This is a genomic window from Cupriavidus sp. CPT47-8839-RL05A (assembly GCF_058792255.1).
In genome coordinates this window covers 308937-325311 of sequence record NZ_JBYTEG010000005.1, presented here as the reverse complement: position 1 = coordinate 325311, position 16375 = coordinate 308937, and the positions used below count along the sequence as shown (strand labels likewise).

Genomic DNA, 16375 nt, shown 5'->3' with positions numbered 1-16375 from the left:
AACAGGTCCGTGAAACAGCTCCGCGCCGATGATAGTGCGGATTCCCGTGTGAAAGTAGGTCATCGCCAGGCTCTTATACCGCAGAACCCCCAGCCCCAAAGGCTGGGGGTTTTTGCTTTGGCGCGGCGCAAGATGGAATGGCTCGCCGCCGCCGCTCCGGCGTAATACCATTACCGCTGAATCCCCATTACCCATCCATGTCGGCTGACAGCGCCTGGTACCTCTATCTGCTCGAATGCACCGGCGATTCCATCTACACCGGGATCACGACCGATGTTGCCCGCCGCTTCGCCGAGCATCTGTCCGGAAAAGGCGCTAAATACACGCGATCGCGAAAGCCGATACGCGTCCTGGGCCAACTGCGCTTCGACACGAAATCCGAAGCGTTGAAGGCGGAAATCGAGATCAAGCGCCTGAGTTCGACGCAGAAGCGCGCATTTTGCGCGCAACTGCCAACAGGCGAGCCGGCCCAGTAGCCGCAGGGCGACAAAACAAAAAGGCCGGTATCGCCTTCGCGATACCGGCCTTTTCCATGCCTGCAGGATCAGACCACAGCCAGCGTCACGTCGATATTGCCGCGCGTCGCGTTCGAGTACGGGCACACCTGGTGCGCCTGTTCGACCAGCTTTTCAGCAGCCTCGCGCTCGAAGCCCGGCAGCGAGATCTTCAGTTCGACCTGGATACCGAAGCCTTGAGGGATCGGGCCGATGCCGACCGCGCCTTCGATCGTGGCATCGGCGGGCACGGTGATCTTCTGCTGGCCGGCCACGTAGCGCATGGCGCCCAGGAAGCAGGCCGAATAGCCGGCAGCAAAAAGCTGTTCCGGATTCAGGCCATTGCCGGCGCCACCCATTTCCTTGGGCACGGCCAGCTTGGCGTCGAGCTGGCCGTCGGACGTGGTGGCACGGCCGTCACGGCCGCCGGTGGCGGTGGCATGGGCGGTATAAACGACTTTTTCGAGTTTCATCTAAAGCTCCGGTTTGTTGCCCGAGAGGGGCGTATCAATGCTTGCCGTCAGTCCGGCAGGCTGGAATCGGTCCGCGCCTGTTCAAGCGTCGACCGCAGTGCATGCAGGCGCTGCGTCAGGGCCTGGATCTCTTCGACCGGGCACTGCGTGGCGCACAACATCTGTTCAGGAATACGCGCTGCGCGCTGGCGCAATGCGTGGCCGGAGTCGGTCAGGCTGACCAGTACCCGCCGTTCGTCGGCTGCGTCACGTGTGCGCGTGACCAGCCGCGCCGTCTCCAGCCGCTTCAAAAGCGGCGTCAGCGTCCCCGAGTCCAGCGCCAGCCGCGCGCCGAGTTCCGAGACCGTCAGCGTTTCTGCCTCCCACAACACTAGCATCACCAAGTATTGCGGATAAGTAAGTCCAAGCTCACTTAACAGCGGCTTGTACAACTTGGTCATGGCCAGTGAGCTCGAATACAGCGCAAAGCACAGCTGGCGATCCAGTAACAGCAAATCTGGGGAGGGGTCCGTGTCGCGTTCCATGACGATATATTAGACGCAATTAGATTGTGCGCAATATAAATTTTCATTTCCGGAAATGTGCTCGATACGCCCGTGCATGGCCAGGTGCTGATCCTTAAGTCTGTTTTAAGTCTGGGTCGCTAGCATGACCGTGTTGCGTCGCAAAATGCCGACGCCTGATGCACAAGGAAAGGAACCACACATGATGCGCCAGACCATTGCTCGCACGGCCGTTGGTATCGCGGCCCTTGCCGCCCTTGGCGGCGGCTATGCCTATCTGCAGAAGGAAGTCATCACGCCGGGGTACGCGGCACCTGCGCCAGCCGCCGCGCCTGCGCAGCCGGTGGCCGCCGTGGCCGCACCGACGGATTTCTCCGGCATCGTGGCACAGTACGGGCCCGCCGTGGTCAATATCAGCGTCACCGCGCGCGCCCAGCGCACCTCGGCGCAGATGCCGCCGGGCATCGATCCGGACGATCCCCTGTTCCAGTTCTTCAAGCGTTTCGGGCCGCAGCTCCAGGGTCCGCAGGGCGGCCAGCAGCAATTGGTGCGCGGACTGGGCTCGGGCTTTATCGTGAGCCCGGACGGGCTGATCCTGACCAATGCGCACGTCGTCGACGGCGCGCAGGAGGTCACCGTCAAGCTGACCGACCGCCGCGAGTTCAAGGCCAAGGTGCTCGGCAGCGATCCGCAGACCGACGTGGCCGTGATCCGCATCGATGCCAAGAACCTGCCGGCCGTGCGCCTGGGCGATCCTTCGCGGGTGCGCGTGGGCGAGCCGGTGCTGGCGATCGGTTCTCCCTATGGCTTCGAGAACACGGTGACCGCGGGCATCGTCAGCGCCAAGTCGCGCTCGCTGCCGGACGATACCTATGTGCCGTTCATCCAGACCGACGTTGCCGTCAATCCCGGAAACTCGGGCGGGCCGCTGTTCAATCAGCGCGGCGAGGTGGTCGGCATCAACGCGCAGATCTACAGCCAGACCGGCGGCTACCAGGGCCTGTCGTTCGCGATCCCGATCGACGTGGCCACCAAGGTGCAGCAGCAGCTGGTGGCGCATGGCAAGGTCACGCGCGGGCGTCTTGGCATCAGCGTGCAGGAGGTGAACCAGGCGCTGGCGCAATCGTTCGGGCTGCCCAAGCCCACTGGTGCGCTGGTCAACTCGGTCGAACCCGACAGCCCGGCCGCGCGCGCTGGCCTGAAGCCCGGCGATGTCATCATGCAGCTGGACAATGACGTGATCGACCATTCGGGCGACCTGCCCGAGCACGTGGCCGATATCAAGCCGGGCACGCAGACTTCGCTGAAGATCATCCGCAAGGGCCAGCCGATGACGCTGTCGGTGACGGTGGGCACGGCCAAGGACCGGGCCGTCGCACAGAAGGGCGGCAGCAGCGAGGCTGGCGGCCGGCTGGGGCTGGCGGTGCGCCCGCTCACGCCGGCAGAGAAGCGTGACAGCGGCATCGACGGCGGCCTGGTGGTCGAGGACGTGACCGGTCCCGCTGCGCGCGTCGGCATCCAGCCGGGCGACGTGATCCTGTCGCTCAACGGCACGCCCATCAGCTCGGCCGAGCAGCTCAGGTCGCTGGTATCGAAATCGGGCAAGCAGGTGGCACTGCTGGTGCAGCGCGACGATGCGCGCATCTTCATTCCGCTCGACCTGGGCTGATTGCCGCGGGCACGCCAGACTGCCCGCAAGCCGTTAACTGGCAAGGCTTTGTTGCCCGCGCGGGCCGTATACCCCGACGTATACCGACACGTATACGAAGCCGGTATACGGCCCGCTAAGCCTTGCCGGAGGCGGGATTCAGCGCAACGAACTGCTTACAGAAAGCGCGCCAGCAGGTATTATCTCGACTGCGATGCACGAAGCATGCGGCGGCAGCCCCCGCCGACCCTGGTTCTGCTGAATCGACAAAGAGGAAGTCTATGCAGTTGGATTTCACCCGCGCCATCACGCCGGGTACCGATAGAGCGCGGCGACTGACGTCCACGACGTCCACCGCCGGCTCCGCGCCGAAGCCCCGGCGGCGCAAGAAGGTTGTCGCCCCCCACTGGGAGCGCGGCTATCGCTCACACTTCTACCGCAACGAACGCGGCGACAAGCTTGGCGAAGTGCGCCTGTCCGAGCGCGGCGATATCCCCGTGGTCTACCACTGGGCCGCCGGCAATTACTCTGGCGCAGAAGGCTCGCTGGCCCACGCCCGTGCGCGCGTGGAAGAGACCATCGGTTTCGGCATGCGCCAGCTGTCGCTGTTCTGAGCAGGTACTTCGCCGGTGCCGCATCCGCCGGCACTGCGACCCGTCCGCGCCATCGCCTCGTGCGCGGTGCCTTCGCTTCTCCCCAAGATTCCGCGTCTGTTCCGCAGTAGTTCCAGTCGTCGCACCGCTTGCGCGTAGCCGCTCGCGCGGGCTTCAGGGCAGCCGCCGCTGCAGCAGCATGTACGCCGCCGCGCCCAGCGCCAGCACCGCAATCAGCCGATAGATATCCTCGCAGGCAATCAGCCCGGCCTGCTGCTCGATCAGCCCGCTCAGTTGCGCGAGCGCGCCCAGGTGGGCCTGCGCCGCATCGAAGCCGCGCGCGGCCAATGCCGCCTGCATGGCAGCCATCCAGTGTTCGGTTTCGGCGGGGCGCTGGCCCACCGCGTGCAGCAGGCTGTCGTGCACCGCGAACTGGCGGTTCTGCAGCAGCACCGCACCCAGCGCCGAGGCAAAGGAGCTGGCGACCTGCCGCATCAGGTTCTTGCTGCGGTAGCCATGGGCGAATTCATCGGGATCCAGCGCCCGGAACGTCAGCCCGGCAATGGGGATGATCACCAGCACGCCGAACAGGCCCTTGCCGACCAGCCCCCATGCCAGCGCCGGCGGGCCGGCGTCGGGCGGCATCTGCGAGAACCACCATGCCGTGGCGGCCATCAGCACCAGGCCGGCGACCATCAGCGGCTTCTTGCGCGTCAGGCGCGGCGCCACCTGCAGGTAGACGAAGATGCCGGCCAGGCTGACCAGCGCGGCAAAGGTGTTGAGCCAGCCGGTGGCCGCCAGCGGGATCTTGAGCGCCTGCTCGGCGTAGATCGGGAACAGGTAGCCGCTCAGGTTGCTGATCATGTAGTACACGAAGTACATCGCCAGGCCGGTCAGGTACACCGGGTGGCGCAGGGCGCGCAGGTGCAGCACGGGTTCGCTGTGGTGCCACTGGTGCCACAGGAACACGGCCAGCAGCGCCAGGCCCGCGGCGGCCACCAGCGCGAGCCGCAGCGGGTGCGAGAACACGTCGAAGCGCGCCTCGGTCAGCGCCGCCTGCAAGGTCACGATGGCGGCGCCGAACAGCAGCAGCGGCCCGAGCGCGGGGCCGCCGGTATCGGTGCGCGGCTCCGCATCCGGCAGCAGCAGCCAGGCACCCAGCGTGGCCAGCGCGGCGAACGGCAGCACGCCGTAGAACACGTCCTGCCATACGCCATGGTCGATCAGCTCGGCGGCGAAGGCCGGGCCCAGCGCCGACGCCGAGAAGATGCCGATCATGAAAATGCGGGTGGCGCGCGGGCGCGCCGTCGGGCCGAACAGCACGTTGACCAGGATGCGACAGCTGGTGAACAGCGCGCCGCCGCCCACACCCTGGATAAAGCGCGCCACCACCATCTGCGGCAGCGCATGGCTGGTTGCGGCCACGACCGTGCCCGCCATGAACAGCAGTAGCGCCCCCGTCAGGTAGTAGCGGTAGCCGAACCGGCGCGACAGCCATTGCTGCTTCAGGATCATCAGCATGCTGCCCACGGCGTAGGCCGCCTGCACCAGCGCGAAGCTGCGCGGGTCGGCGTCGAGGCCGCCGACGATATGGCTGGAGGCAAACACGAACATGATGTTCTCGAGGAACTCTACGCCGGTGGCCAGCGCCAGCAGCATCATCAGCAGGGTCTGGCGCTGCCTGTGGCTCAGCCAGCGCAGCCACCGCATGCTGACGCGCAATCGCCACAGAGGCTGCCAGGGTGAGCCGGGATTCATGGCTGGAGCCCCTCCAGGGTCTGGTGCAATTGGGTCAGCGCACGCGTGGCGCCGGCCAGGCCACCTGCGCCGAGCGGCGCCCAGGCCTCGCCGTAGGCGCCATGCACCGCCGGCGCGGCGCGCTCCAGCAGCCGGCGCCCGGCCGGGGTCAGGGTCAGCTCCAGGCTGCGCCGGTCGCTGGCCGACGCCCGCCGGCGCAGCAGCCCGCGCGCTTCCAGGCCGTCCAGCAGCCGCGTCATCTGCGTGCGCGTGGCGTCCAGCGTGGCGCCCAGCTCGGACGGCATGCTGGGCCGGTTTTCGTCGACGGCAAGCATGCTCAGCAGCAGGTACTGGCTCATGTCCAGTTCGAACGGGGCCAGCGCCTGGTCGATATGGCCGCGCAGCAGGCGCGCGGTGCGCAGCAGCAGCCTGGAGGCCAGGATCAGGTCGCGCGGGGCCTCGGGATGGCTGGCGCAGAAGCGGTCGATGCGTTGTTCGAAAGACATGGCTGGAGGCGTTGCGATCCACGCGAGCGGCGGATCGGTTACATTCGATATAGTTACAGATGTAATTATATCAAGCGAAGCTAATCCCGACAGGGCGTGTCGGCCGGCGTGGCTGGCGGGGGCTTAATGCCGCAACGCCGCGGCGATATGGCGAATGCCTGCCCGCATCGCTGCCAGCGCCTGCGCATGGCCCGCGGCCGGCAGGTTGCCGTAGCGCAAGTCGACATAGGCGGCGCTGACGGCAGCGATCGCGTCGGCCGCGCGCGGCAGCCGCGCACTGGCGCGCGCGGCGAAGTCTTGCGGTCCTTCGGCCTGGGCGCGCTCGCAGCCGTGGCGGGCCAGCAGGGCGCAGAAGCGGGCATAGGCCGTATCGACCGGGTCTGCCGGCCCGCGGCGCCGCCACAGCGGCACCAGCGCCAGCAGGCACAGTGCGCCCAGCACGCCGGCCAGCAACTGCCCGGCGCCCACGCCGGCGCCGAGTGCCAGCAGCAGCCGCTGCTGCTGCGCATGGTCGTACTGCAGCACCCAGCGCTGCCAGGTGTAGACGACGCCTTCATAGGCCCAGCGCAGGTCCTTCAGCCAGGCCGGTTGCTGCGACGGCCGCCAGTCCGCGGCTTCGCTGCCCACTACCGCATCCAGCCCCTGTTCGATGCGGCCCGGGGCAACGGCGCTGGTCGGGTCCACGCGCACCCAGCCGCGGCCGTCGAGCCAGACCTCGGCCCAGGCATGCGCATCGGACTGGCGCACCACGTAGTGGTTGCCGATGGGGTTGTACTCGCCACCCTGGTAGCCCGTGACCACGCGCGCGGGCACGCCGGCGGCTCGCATCAGGAAGACGAAGCTGCTGGCGTAGTGCTCGCAGAAGCCGCGCCGGGTGTCGAACACGAAGCTGTCGACCTGTTCGCTGCCCAGCGGCGGCGGGCTCAGCGTATAGGCAAAGGGCGCCGCCGCGAACAGCCGCAGCGCGGCCTGCACGCGCGCGGCGGGATCGGCATGGCGGTCGGCCCATTGGGCGGCCAGCGCGCGGGCGCGCGGATTGCCGTCCGGCAGGCTCAGGGCCAGCCGGCGCGTGGCGGGTGTCAGCGCTTCGGGCGCGGGGGACAGCGTGGAATGCGTGCGATAGCGCATGCGCTGGTCCACCGGTCGGCGCACCATGAATTCGCCGTCGGGTGTGGCGGCGGCGTCCACGCCGGCGGACAGCGCCTGGCCGCGGTCCAGCGCGAACAGCCAGCGCTGCTGGCTGGGCTCGAGCGTAATGCTGATGTCGATGCCTTCCGTGTTGCCACCGGCGGGCGCGGGCGCCAGTTGCTGCCGGCGCTGCCGCGACGGGTGCCAGGTGGTGCCGTCGTATTCCCACAGCACCAGCGCACGCCAGTACAGCGCTGCGGCGGGCAGCGGCGGGCCGGCGACCTCGGCACGCAGGGCGACTTCGGGCGAACGGATCAGTTGCCCGACGCTGCCCGGCCGCATGGTGTCGCTGATGCCCGTAGTGCCGCGCGGCGCCGATTGCGGCAGTTGCCACAGCGGATGCTCCAGCCGCGGGAACAGCACGAACAGCGCCAGCGCCCAGGGCAGGCCCAGCAGCGCCATGCGTCCCAGCAGCGGCCAGATCGCCAGCCGGCTGCGCGCCTCGGGGTGGTGCAGCAACAGCCAGTTGCGCAGCACCCAGGCGCCGATTGCCAGGCTGTACAGCGCCAGCCAGAACGGCTGGTCGGACAGGTACAGCGTCAGCAGCAGGTAGAACGACAGCTGCGTGACCAGCGTCGCGTCCGACAGCGCGCGGCATTCCAGCAGCTTGAGGATGACAAAGGCGCCCAGCAGCGCCACGGCGAGCTCGCGCCCCATGCCGCCGCCGTCCTGCCACACCAGCGCGCTGGCCACCAGCAGCACCATGACCGCGGTGATGCCGAGCATCCAGCGCGAGGGCAGCGGCGCCCGCCGCCGCCACAGCAGCCAGCGCCAGCCCAGCAGCAGCAGCAGCAGCAGGCTGACCGCCACTGGCAGCGTGCGTGCCTGCGGCGCCAGCACCAGCGCCAGCTGGCCCAGCAGCAGCCCATGGTCGTCATGCTGCAGCGGCCGCGCGACGGGTTTCACGCCCGGTCTCCGGCGCGGCAGGCCGCGGGCCGTTGCGGCCATAACGCCAGCGCTTCCAGGCAGGCGCGCCGGTGGCTGGCGCCGCGCGCCGGCGGCAGTTCTACGCCGGGCAGGCGCAGGCCGATCTCGGCATCGTCACCGGCGGCCAGCAGCCACGCGCACAGGCGCGACAGCCGCGCTTCCGCCTCCATGCCGGCCGGGAGTGCGTGCCAGTCCAGCCAGCGCGCCGGCTGCTGCGGCGGATCGCCGGCGCGGCTGAGCCAGCGGCCGGTACGCGCGCTGTGCTTCCAGGCGATGCGGTGCAGCGGGTCGCCGCTGCGGTAGCGGCGCAGCTGGTCGATGCCGTCGTCGCTGCTGGCCGCGCTCGCGGCCGTGTGCACGCCATCGCCAGCGTCGGGCCGATATGCGGCAGGCGGTGGCGGGGCGTCGGGCTCCGGGGCGGGATAGACCAGCGTCGACAGGTCCAGGTCCGCATAGCTCCAGACCCGGAACAGGCCGAACGGAAAGCGGCTGGCGATCGCCACGCGCGGCAGCACCAGCCGGCCCCGGCGCGCAGTCGGCACGTGCAGGGCGAGCATGCCGCCGGAGTTGCCATCGAGCGTCAGCATGGCGGTTGCCACGTTTGGCAGCGTCGGCACGCGCGCCTCGATGCCGATGCGCGCGTCGGCATCGCGGTTGTCGATGCGCAGCTGGAACACGGCATCCTGCCCGGCGTGAGCCGGCGCCGCCGGGCCCGCGGCCACGGCGAGGTCGAGCAGGTTGCGGTAGGCCAGCCACATGCAGGCCATGCCGATGCCGGCCAGCAGGAAGGTCAGCGCAAAGCCCAGGCTGATGCTGTAGTTCAGCGAAGTCAGCAGCATCGCCGCCAGCACGACCGCAAAGCCGACGCCGCCGCGGGTGGGCAGGATATAGAGGTGGCGGCGGTCCAGCAGCAGTATGCCCCCGGTAGGGCGCCGGCCCGCCGTGCGGCACTGCGCCATGGCCGGCGCGCCGCGGAGCACGCTTTTGCGCGCCGCCATGGCCTTCAGGGAATGGCCACGCCGGCCTGCAGCGCGGCCAGTTCGCCAGCAACGGCGGCGTGGCCGCCCGCGCCGGCCGGCAGCAGCCGGTGCGCGGCCACCGCGGTGAAGACCGCCTGCACGTCTTCCGGCAGCACCATGTTGCGCTGCGCCAGCAGGGCCCAGGCGCGCGCGCAGGCCAGCAGCGCCAGCCCCGCGCGCGGCGACAGCCCCGCGGCAAAGCCGCCGTGGCTGCGCGTGGCCTGCACCAGCGCCAGCACGTAGTCCACCAGCGCCGGGCTGGCGTACACCTGTGCGGCAGCCTCCTGCAGCGCCAGCACCTGGCTGCCATCCATCACCGGCGGCAGCTCCGGCGCGCTGGCGCCGCCCAGGTACAGCACGCGCTCGAAGGCGGGGTCGGGATAGCCGAGCGACAGCCGCATGGTGAAGCGGTCCAGCTGCGATTCGGGCAAGACATGCGTGCCGATCTGCTCCAGCGGATTCTGCGTGGCGATCACGAAAAACGGCGACGGCAGCGCGTGCGTGGTGCCGTCATGGGTCACCTGCCCCTCGGCCATGGCCTCGAGCAGCGCGCTCTGGGTCTTGGGCGGCGCGCGGTTGATCTCGTCGGCCAGCACCACCTGCGCGAACACCGGGCCGCGATGGAAGCGGAACTCGCCGGCGTCGCGGACAAAGACCGAAACCCCGATCAGGTCGGCCGGCAGCAGGTCGCTGGTGAACTGCACGCGCTGGTATTGCAGCCCGAGCGTGCGCGCCAGCGCATGGGCCAGCGTGGTCTTGCCGACGCCGGGTACGTCTTCCAGCAGCAGGTGGCCGCGTGCCAGCATGCAGGCCAGCGCCAGCCGCACCTGCAGCGGCTTGCCGAGAACGATGCGGCCCAGCTGGGCCTGGGCCTCGGCCAGCGAAGCGACGATGCGTGGGCGAGCTGTCACGTTGGACCTCGGCGCAAAAGGTGGAAATAGCGGGTGGATGCAGGGAATATCGGGTGAAGACCAGCGCATTGTAGCGGCGCGGGCGGCACGCAGCACCGTCTGTTTCCGTACGGAGAGTGGGTGCCCCGGTGCTGTCTGCATGGTTATGGTGCAGCGTCTGCGCCAGATTGCGCCGGTTCTGGCATCATGAGCCTGTCGGGCCACCGCGGCCCTTCCCATTCCTCTTTCCGCTGCCTGTACCGCGCCTGCTGCAATGACCTCGCTGGACCCCTGCGCCGACCTGCCTTCCTCCGTCCTGTCTGCCGATGCCGGTGCGCTGCCGCGCCTGGTGCAGGCCTTCCACGCCAACGGGTTCGTGATCCTGCGCGGCTTTGCCGACGAGCCGGCGTGCGCGGCGCTGGAGGCGGTGACGCGTGAGCACCTGGCCGCGGCGGTGCCGCCGGTGGAGTTCGAGGCCGACCTGGGCTACCCCGGCGCGCCGGCCGCGCGCGATGCCGCCGGCGGCGGCACGGTCAGGCGGCTGCGCCAGGCCTACGGGCGCGACGAGGTCTTCCGCCGCTGGGCCAGCGACCCGAAGCTGGTGCCGGTGGTGCAGGCGCTGCTGGGCGAGCCCGCCCGCATCACGCTGGCGCACCACAACTGCGTGATGACCAAGCATCCGCACTACGGCAGCCAGACCGGCTGGCACCGCGATACGCGCTACTGGTCGTTTGCCCGGCCGGAACTGGTGACGGTGTGGCTGGCGCTGGGCGACGAGGACGAGCGCAACGGCGTGCTGCGCGTCATCCCGGGGTCGCACCAGGCGAAGCTGGAGCCGGGCCAGCTGGACCCGGCCGAATTCCTGATCGAAGCCCACCCGGCCAGCCAGCCCCTGCTGGATGCCGCGCAGCCGCTGGCGCTGCACCGCGGCGACGTGCTGTTCTTCGACAGCCGGCTGTTCCATGCGGCGGGCCGCAATGTGTCCAACGCGGTCAAGCTGTCCGTGGCGTTTGCGTATTTCGGGGCCAGCAACCGGCCGCTGGATGGCACGCGCTCGGCCGAGTTCGGCAGCGTGGAGCTGCCCGCGGCAGTCTGATCCCCGCGGCTGCGCTCAGGTGCGCAGCCCGACCAGCCCTGAGATCTTCTCCGAAGCTTCCAGCAGCGGCGGCAGGAAACGCTCCAGCATCTCCTGTGCGCTGGTGCGGTTGGCCTGGCCGCTGATATTGATGGCGGCGATGGTGTGGCCGGCGCGGTTGCGGATCGGCGCGGCCAGCGACACCAGCCCTTCTTCCAGCTCCTGGTCGTTGAGCGCCCAGCCGCGCTTGCGGATGTCGGCGACGATGGCCTTGAGCGCGTCCACGTCGGTGACGGTGCGGCTGGTGCGCGCGCGCAGGTCGGTGGCGCGCAGCACGCTGTCGAGCTCGGGCTCGGCCAGGCCGGCCAGCAGCACCCGCCCCATCGACGAGCAATAGGCCGGCAGGCGGCTGCCGATCGACAGGTTGATGGTCATGATCTTGCGCGCCGGCACGCGCAGCACGTAGACGATCTCGGTGCCGTCCAGCACCGAGATCGAGCAGCTTTCATGCACCTGCTGCGACAGCGTCTCCATGATCGGCTCGGCCAGGTTCCAGAACGGCATCGAGGTCAGGTAGGCGAAGCCCAGGTCCAGGATCTTGGGCGTCAGCCGGAACAGGCGGCCGTCGGCCTGCACGTAGCCCAACCCCACCAGCGTCAGCAGGATGCGGCGCGCGCCGGCGCGCGTCAGGCCGCTGGCCTGGGCGATCTCGGTCAGCGTCTGGGCCGGGTGCTGCGCGTTGAAGGCCCGGATGACCGACAGCCCGCGTGCAAAGGACTGCACATAGCTGTCGCTCGGCTTTTCGGGCGTGGCGGCGGCGCTGTCGGCGGTCTGCGGTGCTTGCGGCGGGTTCTGGCGGGAATCGGTGGGGCTGGCCATTTGCGTAGCCCGGCGCGGTTCGCCGGATTGGCACGGAAAGGCCGAAAGGGTAGAGGAAATGGCGGGATTGCGCCAGTACCGGCCCAGGACATGGCCTGGCGCCTGGCGCGTGGGTTCCTTACCGGAAGCTGCGCTGCGCAAGCACGAACACTGCCGCCACCACGCACAACACGGCAAAGCCGTGCAGCATGTCCATGCCGGCCAGCAGCGTGGCCTGGCGGTCGACTTCCAGCGAGATTTTGGCCAGACTCGTTGCCGAGAGCGCATCCGGCGCCTGCAGCACCGGGTTGTAGCGGGTGATGTGCTCCACCAGGTGGGTGCGGTGCTGCGCCAGGCCGTCCTGCATGAACACGCTTGCCAGCCCCGTGCCCATGGCCGAGGCGATCTGCTTGCACACGTTCTTGAACTGGTAGGCGTGCGAGAAATCCTCGACCGGCACTTCCAGGTAAGTCATCGACGCCACCTGCACCATCAGCAGCACCGGCGTCAGCCCTTCAAGCAGCACCACCGGCACCAGCGCGTAGTCCGGCGCGCCCGGCATCAACTGCTGCGACAGCAGCATCGCCGCGCACGCGTAGACCACAAAGCCGATGGCGATCACGCGCCGCTTGCGGAACACCAGCGCCATGCCCAGCGTGATGAGGATGGCGCCGATGGCCGACACCGTGCCGCTGGTCGACAACAGCATGCAGGTGGTGCGGAAGGTCAGCCCCAGGCCGGTCTGCGTGAGCGAGGGCAGCAGGAACGACCAGGCCGACGAGAGCAGGTAGTACAGCGTGTAGAAGCCGAGTCCGTACAGGTACTGGCGCCCGGCCAGGCGCGAGAAGTCGATCCACGGGTCCGGATGGCGATACAGCCGCCAGCCGCTGAAGGCGAACAGTGCCAGCCCGCACAGCGCGGCCAGCGGCATTTCCAGCGAACTGAAGAAGCGCGTGTAGCGCATCTCCTGCAGCGTGTGCAGGAACACCAGCGCGCCCAGCGCGGCGCCGATGGCGGCGGGCCAGTCCAGTGTCGATACCGGCGGATGCGGGTCGCGCGGCGCGCGGGCCGGGTAGGTCAGCGCCACCGACAGCAGCACCGGCAGCGCAATGCCGGCCTGGAACAGGAACACCGCGCGCCAGCCGATATCGTCCAGGAAGATGCTGGTCAGCCAGGGCGTGATCGCCAGCATCGAGAACGCGCCGCCGCCGAAGCGCAGCATCAGCGGGCCGCGCTCTGCCGGCGTCGACACCAGCTGCACCAGGATGCGCGAGGCCGCGAACAGGCCGCCGGCGCCCAGCCCCTGCACCGCCTTGCCGGTGATCAGCCCGGTGGGGCTGGCAAACTCGGCGCAGATCAGCGAGCCCAGGACAAATACCAGCAGCGCCCCCATGGTGAAGCGCTTGTAGGTGATGCGGCGCGCGACCTGGTCCAGCACCATGTTCATCAGCACCGCGGTGGCCGCGTAGGCCGAGATCGCGTACAGGTAATCTTCCGGCGCGGCACCGACGCCGCCCTGGATATGCTGGCTGGCCACGCCCATCATCAGCGTGGACGAGAAGTCGATGCCGGTCACCAGCCCGAGCGTCAGGCCGAACAATGAAAGACGCCAGTGACCCATTTCCGGGTGACTGGCGAGTTGCATGCGCGGGCGCTGGGGTGTGGGGGCGGCGGGGGCTGGGGCTGCTGGAACTGCGGGGGCTGAGGCGTCCGGTCCAGCCGGGACAGGCTTTTGTTGCATCGCTCAAGCATAATGTAGGCCTGCCGTCGGGAACTACAGCTTGTCAGGGAAACATTGTCCGGTGAACGAAACAATCCAATGGAATGATTGGGAGGCGTTCTGCTGCGTGGTCGAGCAGGGGACGTTCACGGCCGCCGCGGAGCAGCTGGACTGCCCCAAGTCGCGCGTCTCGGCCGCGGTGGCGCGGCTGGAAACCGCCATCGGCGCCAAGCTGCTGGAGCGCACCACGCGGCGCATGCGCCTCACGGATGCTGGCAAGGCGGTCTACCGCGATGTCGCCCCCTTATTTGCGCGGCTGCGCGAAATTCGCCAGGAAACGCTGGCGCGTGAAGAGCGCGTGCAGGGCGTGCTGCGCATCGCCACACCCTATGAGTTCGGCGCCCAGCAGCTGGGTGGCGTGATCTGCCGCACGCTGGCGGCGCACCCGGCGCTGGACGTGGCCGTGGAAATCACCCAGGGCCTGGTCGACCCGATCCGCGACGGGTTTGACGTGGCCTTCGTCGTCGTCGATACCGACCTGCCGGACTCCGGCACGGTGGCGCGCCGCATCTACCATGTCGAACGCGGCCTGTTTGCCGCGCCGGCGCTGGCGGCCAGCCTGCCGGCGCAGTTGCGCCCGGAAGACCTGGCCAATATGCCGACGCTGACCACACCCGGCGACACCGTCTGGGAATTCACCCGCGACGGCCAGACCGTGTCCGTGCCGATCCGTCCGCGCATGCAGACCCACAACGCCGAACTGCGCCTGCAGGGCGCGCTGGCGGGGCTGGGCATCGCCCGGCTGTCGGTCATTTATTGCGAGGCCGAGATCGCGCAGGGGCGGCTGGTGCGCGTGTTGCCGGACTACCCGCTGCCGCCGCTGCGCGTATTCGCGCTGCTGCCGGACCGGCGCCTGCAGCCGCGCAAGGTGCGGGCCTTCATGGAAGCGATCGAATCGATGATGGTGTCCGAACTGGAGCCCGAGGCGGGCCTGGACGGGGGGATGGGGGCGGAAGCAGCCGCGAGCGTGCAGGCTGAGGGAGAGGCCCGTCCGGCGGGTTGAGGGCGCTGGCGGGCCGCCACGGCCGGGGCCGTGGCAAGGGAAGGGGCAGGGACTCAGGCGCCGTCGGTGAACGCGTCGCGGCGGTCGGTGGTCCTGGCGCCGTCCAGGAACGGATCAGCCTTGCCGACGTGGGCGATGCTGCCGTCCAGGCGGGCGATGTCGGAAACGGGTTCGGAGGCGTGGGCAGCGGCCGCGGCAAACGACAGGCTGGCGGCGCACAGCAGGGAAAGCGCCAGGCTGCGGCGTTGGGCGATGGTCTTCATGGTGTGAGGTCCTTCTCAGGCAGGGTGCGTGGCGGAAGCGCCACGGTGCCTGTAATGTAGGACTTCACACTGAGCAGAAAAAGGGTCAATTCTCGATACACTGTCCAAGATTCTGGACAATGTGCCGAGCCGCCGCTGGCTCAGTAGTGCATGCCGAAGATGCTGGCGCCCAGCCGCGCGATCACCATCAGCAGGATCTGCGCGATCACGAACAGCACCAGCGGCGAAACATCGAAGCCGCCCAGGCGCGGCACCACGCGCTGGATCGGGCGCAGCACCGGCGCGGTCAGGTGGTCGATGGCCGGGGTGATCGGCGAATGCGGGTTGACCCACGACAGGATCGCCATCAGCAGCGTGACCCACATCACCAGGCTGATCGCCCATTTCAGCACGTAGAGCAGGGCGGTCAGCAGCATGGCCGGCAGGAAGCCGAGCAGGTCGATGCCGCTGAGCAGCGCGACCAGCACCAGGAACACCACCGCGGTCAGCCATGCACCCACTACCGTGGCCCAGTCGATGCCGCCCACCCCGGGGATGACCCGGCGCAGCGGGCGCACCAGCCAGTCGGTGATCTGGAACACCCCCTGGGACACCGCATTGCGCGTAGGCAGCCGCGTGAGCTGCATCCACACGCGCAGCAACAGCGCCATGCCGAACAGGGTGAAGACGGTATCCAGCAGGAAGAGAGCGATTTCCGAGAACATCGGTGCGTTTTCCGGTGACGGGTGAAGGTGTCTGCAACCGCACAGATTCTGCCATAGCCGGACGCCGGCACGATGCAACTGTGCGTCGGGCACGCGACCTGGCGGACAGGTTTGTGCTGGCGGCGCGGTGCGCGGCCCCTATAATTGCGTGCGCCCCGGTTGCGGGACCGGCCGCGTGCCCGTGGTCTTGCGCGTTGTTACAGCGCTTACCTCCTCCTTTGCGTTTTTTCGCCACCTTATGCCCAGCAAGTCCGCCCCGTCCCGGAAATCCACATCGCTTACCAAGGCCGACTTCGAGGCCCTCTCCGATTTCCGCTACCAGTTGCGGCGCTTCCTGCGATTTTCCGAAGATGCGGCGCGCGCGGAAGGGCTGACCGTGCAGCAATACCTGTTGCTGCTGCATATCCGCGGTTGTGCCGACAAGGACTGGGCTTCCATCGGCGAACTGGCGGAGCGGCTGCAGGCAAAGCAGCACGGCGTGGTGGCGCTGGTCAACCGCTGCGAGGCGGCGGGGCTGGTCAGGCGCCGGCTCAACCCCGAGGACCGCCGCGTGGTGCAGGTGCACCTGCTGGCCAAGGGCGAGCGCTACCTGAACCGCCTGGCGATGCTGCACCGGACCGAGCTGGAATCGCTGCGCGGCGCTTTCCGCGTGGCCCGCATCACCCAGTTCAACGACGACGGCGCCGAGCGCGCCTGAGCCCCGGCAGGCCAGCA

Annotated in this window: 17 protein-coding genes; 6 read left to right on the top strand and 11 right to left on the bottom strand. The window is 68.8% G+C overall.

Annotation, left to right across the window (positions count from 1 at the left end; translation table 11 throughout):
• Positions 1 to 197 precede the first annotated feature (197 nt).
• A complete protein-coding gene (locus AC3WVS_RS08425) occupies positions 198 to 476 on the top strand; it encodes a GIY-YIG nuclease family protein (protein ID WP_492318212.1) in 279 nt (92 codons plus the stop codon).
• 68 nt (positions 477 to 544) lie between these two features.
• On the opposite strand, the gene AC3WVS_RS08420 is transcribed toward AC3WVS_RS08425, so the two are convergent.
• Positions 545 to 967: an organic hydroperoxide resistance protein gene (locus AC3WVS_RS08420; protein ID WP_492318211.1), complete on the bottom strand. Its 423-nt coding sequence runs from the start codon at positions 965 to 967 to the stop codon at positions 545 to 547.
• Between the two features lie 47 nt (positions 968 to 1014).
• Positions 1015 to 1491 (bottom strand): MarR family winged helix-turn-helix transcriptional regulator, encoded by a 477-nt coding sequence (locus AC3WVS_RS08415; protein WP_492318210.1) that lies wholly within the window; start codon positions 1489 to 1491, stop codon positions 1015 to 1017.
• A 181-nt stretch (positions 1492 to 1672) separates the two neighbouring features.
• On the opposite strand from AC3WVS_RS08415, the gene AC3WVS_RS08410 reads away from it, so the two are divergent.
• Together AC3WVS_RS08410 and AC3WVS_RS08405 are read left to right on the top strand one after the other, a co-directional pair.
• Positions 1673 to 3139 (top strand): DegQ family serine endoprotease, encoded by a 1467-nt coding sequence (locus AC3WVS_RS08410; protein ID WP_492318209.1) that lies wholly within the window; start codon positions 1673 to 1675, stop codon positions 3137 to 3139.
• 260 nt (positions 3140 to 3399) lie between these two features.
• Complete coding sequence (locus tag AC3WVS_RS08405; protein ID WP_010809792.1) at positions 3400 to 3732, top strand: hypothetical protein; 333 nt, start codon at positions 3400 to 3402, stop codon at positions 3730 to 3732.
• 153 nt (positions 3733 to 3885) lie between these two features.
• Here the strand turns inward: AC3WVS_RS08405 and AC3WVS_RS08400 are convergent, their stop codons facing one another.
• The 5 genes from AC3WVS_RS08400 to AC3WVS_RS08380 all read right to left on the bottom strand — a co-directional run bounded on the left by AC3WVS_RS08400 (position 3886) and on the right by AC3WVS_RS08380 (position 9999).
• Positions 3886 to 5469 (bottom strand): MFS transporter, encoded by a 1584-nt coding sequence (locus tag AC3WVS_RS08400; protein WP_492318208.1) that lies wholly within the window; start codon positions 5467 to 5469, stop codon positions 3886 to 3888.
• Entirely contained in the window at positions 5466 to 5954 is a 489-nt protein-coding gene (locus tag AC3WVS_RS08395) for a MarR family winged helix-turn-helix transcriptional regulator (protein WP_492318207.1), read from the bottom strand. Before AC3WVS_RS08395 ends, AC3WVS_RS08400 begins: the two co-directional genes overlap by 4 nt.
• Before the next feature lie 123 nt (positions 5955 to 6077).
• The gene (locus tag AC3WVS_RS08390; protein ID WP_492318206.1) at positions 6078 to 8048 is read right to left on the bottom strand and encodes a transglutaminase TgpA family protein; all 1971 of its coding nucleotides are present in this window, start codon (positions 8046 to 8048) and stop codon (positions 6078 to 6080) included.
• Positions 8045 to 9067 (bottom strand): DUF58 domain-containing protein, encoded by a 1023-nt coding sequence (locus AC3WVS_RS08385; protein WP_492318205.1) that lies wholly within the window; start codon positions 9065 to 9067, stop codon positions 8045 to 8047. The genes AC3WVS_RS08390 and AC3WVS_RS08385 overlap by 4 nt, the downstream gene beginning before the upstream one ends.
• A 5-nt stretch (positions 9068 to 9072) precedes the next feature.
• Positions 9073 to 9999, bottom strand: coding sequence for an AAA family ATPase (locus tag AC3WVS_RS08380; RefSeq protein ID WP_492318204.1), 927 nt, complete (start codon positions 9997 to 9999; stop codon positions 9073 to 9075).
• A gap of 253 nt (positions 10000 to 10252) precedes the next feature.
• On the opposite strand from AC3WVS_RS08380, the gene AC3WVS_RS08375 reads away from it, so the two are divergent.
• The gene (locus AC3WVS_RS08375) at positions 10253 to 11074 is read left to right on the top strand and encodes a phytanoyl-CoA dioxygenase family protein (protein WP_492318203.1); all 822 of its coding nucleotides are present in this window, start codon (positions 10253 to 10255) and stop codon (positions 11072 to 11074) included.
• Between the two features lie 15 nt (positions 11075 to 11089).
• Here the strand turns inward: AC3WVS_RS08375 and AC3WVS_RS08370 are convergent, their stop codons facing one another.
• Positions 11090 to 11932: an IclR family transcriptional regulator gene (locus AC3WVS_RS08370; RefSeq protein ID WP_492318202.1), complete on the bottom strand. Its 843-nt coding sequence runs from the start codon at positions 11930 to 11932 to the stop codon at positions 11090 to 11092.
• A 118-nt stretch (positions 11933 to 12050) separates the two neighbouring features.
• On the bottom strand, positions 12051 to 13652 hold the full coding sequence (locus AC3WVS_RS08365) for an MFS transporter (RefSeq protein ID WP_492318201.1): 1602 nt from the start codon (positions 13650 to 13652) through the stop codon (positions 12051 to 12053).
• A gap of 61 nt (positions 13653 to 13713) precedes the next feature.
• Between AC3WVS_RS08365 and AC3WVS_RS08360 the strand changes: the two genes are divergently transcribed.
• On the top strand, positions 13714 to 14694 hold the full coding sequence (locus AC3WVS_RS08360) for a LysR family transcriptional regulator (protein ID WP_492318200.1): 981 nt from the start codon (positions 13714 to 13716) through the stop codon (positions 14692 to 14694).
• Positions 14695 to 14747: 53 nt separating this feature from the next.
• Here the strand turns inward: AC3WVS_RS08360 and AC3WVS_RS08355 are convergent, their stop codons facing one another.
• Together AC3WVS_RS08355 and AC3WVS_RS08350 are read right to left on the bottom strand one after the other, a co-directional pair.
• Positions 14748 to 14957, bottom strand: a complete 210-nt coding sequence (locus AC3WVS_RS08355; protein ID WP_492318199.1) for a hypothetical protein — start codon at positions 14955 to 14957, stop codon at positions 14748 to 14750.
• A 140-nt stretch (positions 14958 to 15097) separates the two neighbouring features.
• A complete protein-coding gene (locus AC3WVS_RS08350) occupies positions 15098 to 15661 on the bottom strand; it encodes a YggT family protein (RefSeq protein ID WP_492318198.1) in 564 nt (187 codons plus the stop codon).
• Between the two features lie 238 nt (positions 15662 to 15899).
• Here AC3WVS_RS08350 and AC3WVS_RS08345 point away from each other — a divergent pair, with 238 nt between their 5' ends.
• Positions 15900 to 16358: a MarR family winged helix-turn-helix transcriptional regulator gene (locus AC3WVS_RS08345; RefSeq protein WP_011616392.1), complete on the top strand. Its 459-nt coding sequence runs from the start codon at positions 15900 to 15902 to the stop codon at positions 16356 to 16358.
• Positions 16359 to 16375 lie beyond the last annotated feature (17 nt).

Coding starts and splice junctions, on each gene's coding strand:
- AC3WVS_RS08405 (WP_010809792.1), top strand. CDS start 3,400: ATGCAGTTGGATTTCACCCGCGCCATCACGCCGGGTACCGATAGAGCG.
- AC3WVS_RS08395 (WP_492318207.1), bottom strand. CDS start 5,954: ATGTCTTTCGAACAACGCATCGACCGCTTCTGCGCCAGCCATCCCGAG.
- AC3WVS_RS08355 (WP_492318199.1), bottom strand. CDS start 14,957: ATGAAGACCATCGCCCAACGCCGCAGCCTGGCGCTTTCCCTGCTGTGC.
- AC3WVS_RS08350 (WP_492318198.1), bottom strand. CDS start 15,661: ATGTTCTCGGAAATCGCTCTCTTCCTGCTGGATACCGTCTTCACCCTG.
- AC3WVS_RS08345 (WP_011616392.1), top strand. CDS start 15,900: ATGCCCAGCAAGTCCGCCCCGTCCCGGAAATCCACATCGCTTACCAAG.
- AC3WVS_RS08420 (WP_492318211.1), bottom strand. CDS start 967: ATGAAACTCGAAAAAGTCGTTTATACCGCCCATGCCACCGCCACCGGC.
- AC3WVS_RS08425 (WP_492318212.1), top strand. CDS start 198: ATGTCGGCTGACAGCGCCTGGTACCTCTATCTGCTCGAATGCACCGGC.
- AC3WVS_RS08410 (WP_492318209.1), top strand. CDS start 1,673: ATGATGCGCCAGACCATTGCTCGCACGGCCGTTGGTATCGCGGCCCTT.
- AC3WVS_RS08370 (WP_492318202.1), bottom strand. CDS start 11,932: ATGGCCAGCCCCACCGATTCCCGCCAGAACCCGCCGCAAGCACCGCAG.
- AC3WVS_RS08375 (WP_492318203.1), top strand. CDS start 10,253: ATGACCTCGCTGGACCCCTGCGCCGACCTGCCTTCCTCCGTCCTGTCT.
- AC3WVS_RS08365 (WP_492318201.1), bottom strand. CDS start 13,652: ATGCAACAAAAGCCTGTCCCGGCTGGACCGGACGCCTCAGCCCCCGCA.
- AC3WVS_RS08400 (WP_492318208.1), bottom strand. CDS start 5,469: ATGAATCCCGGCTCACCCTGGCAGCCTCTGTGGCGATTGCGCGTCAGC.
- AC3WVS_RS08385 (WP_492318205.1), bottom strand. CDS start 9,067: ATGGCGGCGCGCAAAAGCGTGCTCCGCGGCGCGCCGGCCATGGCGCAG.
- AC3WVS_RS08415 (WP_492318210.1), bottom strand. CDS start 1,491: ATGGAACGCGACACGGACCCCTCCCCAGATTTGCTGTTACTGGATCGC.